Below are 2194 nucleotides of genomic sequence, written 5' to 3'. Positions count from 1 at the left end.
GCCGCCTTCACCGGGGCGGCCCGGTGGCCGTCTGCGGTGGATGCCGGGTGGGGCGCGCCGCGGGCCGCCCGTGCCCGCGCTCCGCACGCCCCCGTGCTCGACGGGGCGCACCGGGCGGGCGGGACGGTCCGGCTCACCGCCGAGGAGGCGGGCCCGCTCGGCCCGCTTCCCGGCCGCCCGCCGGTGATCCGCACGGGCCACGGTGTCCGGGCCGGGGAGGACGGCAGATGACCGTCGGCCCGCGTACCCGGACCCGGGGCCGCTCCCTGCGCACCCGCATGCTGGTCCTCGTCACCGTCACCCTGGTCGCCGTGTGTGCCGCGATGGGCCTCACCACCGTCCTCGCCCAGCGCGCCTACCTGGTGGGCCGGCTGGACGACCGGGTGAGCGACGCGGCCGAACGCGGCGTGAGCGGCGCCGCGCTCCACCCCGGGCTCCCCGCCGACCTGACCTTCCTCGACGACAACGGTCACCCCGCCGGCCTGCTCGCCGCCCGCCTCGACGACCGCGGCACGGTCCTCTCCGCCGCGGTCGTCCGCCAGGACGCGCCGCCGCGCGACCTCACCGCCGCCCAGCGCACCGCCCTGAACGGCATCACGGCCGACGGCTCGGCCCACACCCGTACGGTCCCCGGGCTCGGCACGTACCGCGTCACCGCCCTCGACGCGGACGGCATCCGGGTCCTCACCGGCCTGCCCATGGACGACGTGCTGGACACCATCGGCGGGCTGGTGGAGCTCGAGGCCGTGGTCGCCGGCGCCGGGCTCGCGGTGGCCGGGTGCGTCTGCGCGGTGGTCATCCGGCGCCAGCTGCGCCCGCTCGGCCGGATCGCCGCCACCGCCGTGGCGGTCTCCCGCACACCGCTCGGCCGCGGCGAGCCCACCGGCCTGACCCGGGTGCCCGACCAGGACACCGACCCCGGCACCGAGGCCGGCCAGGTGGGCGCCGCCCTCAACCGCATGATCGACCACGTCGAGGCCTCGCTCGCCGAACGCCGGCGCGGCGAGGAGCGCATGCGGCGCTTCCTCGCCGACGCCAGCCACGAACTGCGCACCCCGCTCGCGTCCATCGCCGGATACGCCGAGCTGATGAACCGCGGCACCGGCCCGATCGAGCCCGTCCTGGCCTGGCGGCGGGTGTCGGCCGAGTCGGCACGGATGACGGGGCTCGTCGAGGACCTCCTCCTGCTGGCCCGCCTGGACGAGGGACGCCCCCTGCACTCCGCCGAGGTGGATCTCGCCGCGCTCGTCGCCGAGGCGGTGTGGGACGCGCGGGCCGCGGGCGCCGGCCACGTCTGGCAGCTCGAGCTCCGGCTGGACGCCCCGGCCCTGGTCGCCGGCGACGAGGCCCGCCTGCGTCAGGTGGTGGCCCACCTGCTGGCCAACGCCCGGGTGCACACGCCGGCGGGTACGACGGTGGTGGCCTGCGTCGAGTCCACGGGCACCCACCGGGTCATCCGCGTCCGCGACGACGGCCCCGGCGTCCCGCCCGACCTCCTCCCCGCCGTCTTCGAACGCTTCACCCGCGCGGACACCTCCCGCGCCCGCTCCTCGGACGCGGCGGGCGGCTCCGGGCTCGGCCTGGCCGTCGCCGCGGCGATCACGACGGCCCACCACGGCCGCCTCGACGTCACCAGCGTCCCCGGCCGCACGGAGTTCACGGTCGAACTCCCGGCGGCACCGGACGCCGCGGGCCTGCCGTCCCCGATGGCGTACCGGGACACCGCGCCGGCCTGAGCCACCCGCCCCGCAGCGCCTGCCCCGGGCCCCGCTTCGCCGCCCACGCCGTCGCCCGCGTCCTGCTCGCCGCGCCGAACCGCACCGGCGGCGGCATGACTGGTATGCATTGATTTCCTCCCCTGTGAGGGGATGCCACAGCGGCTCCCGGTGACGGATCCCGACGCACACCGTTTACATCTGACGCGCTTTCAGCTAGCTTCCGAAGGAAGTGGGGTGGGAGCGCTCCCATCGACGGACCGGAACCCGTCGGCGCGTTTGCTCCCGCCTCACCCACACCCCCCACACCCCCGGCCCCTCCACGCACGGCGCCGGCCCGCGCACCCGCAGCCCGCACGACTGTCGACGCACATGTGGGTGTCGTGAGCCGATATCGAAACCGGTGGCAACGGCCCGGGCGGAGCACCTCCGCTCACCCCACCCCACCCCGCCCGGGGCGGGCCCCGCGCGGGACCCGC

2 protein-coding genes are annotated in these 2194 nt (G+C 77.3%); both read left to right on the top strand.

Features of this window, described 5'->3' with window-relative positions:
- On the top strand, positions 1–231 hold a 231-nt coding region (locus tag ABZX30_RS38045), incomplete at its 5' end, for a hypothetical protein (RefSeq protein ID WP_355943011.1).
- The gene (locus ABZX30_RS38040; protein ID WP_355943008.1) at positions 228–1736 is read left to right on the top strand and encodes an ATP-binding protein; all 1509 of its coding nucleotides are present in this window, start codon (positions 228–230) and stop codon (positions 1734–1736) included. The genes ABZX30_RS38045 and ABZX30_RS38040, both read left to right, overlap by 4 nt.
- Positions 1737–2194: the final 458 nt, after the last annotated feature.

Source organism: Streptomyces sp. NPDC004542, from assembly GCF_040610035.1.
Classification (GTDB): Bacteria; Actinomycetota; Actinomycetes; order Streptomycetales; family Streptomycetaceae; genus Streptomyces.
Note: the sequence above shows the minus strand (reverse complement) of the source record. Positions and strands in the feature narration are given on the sequence as shown.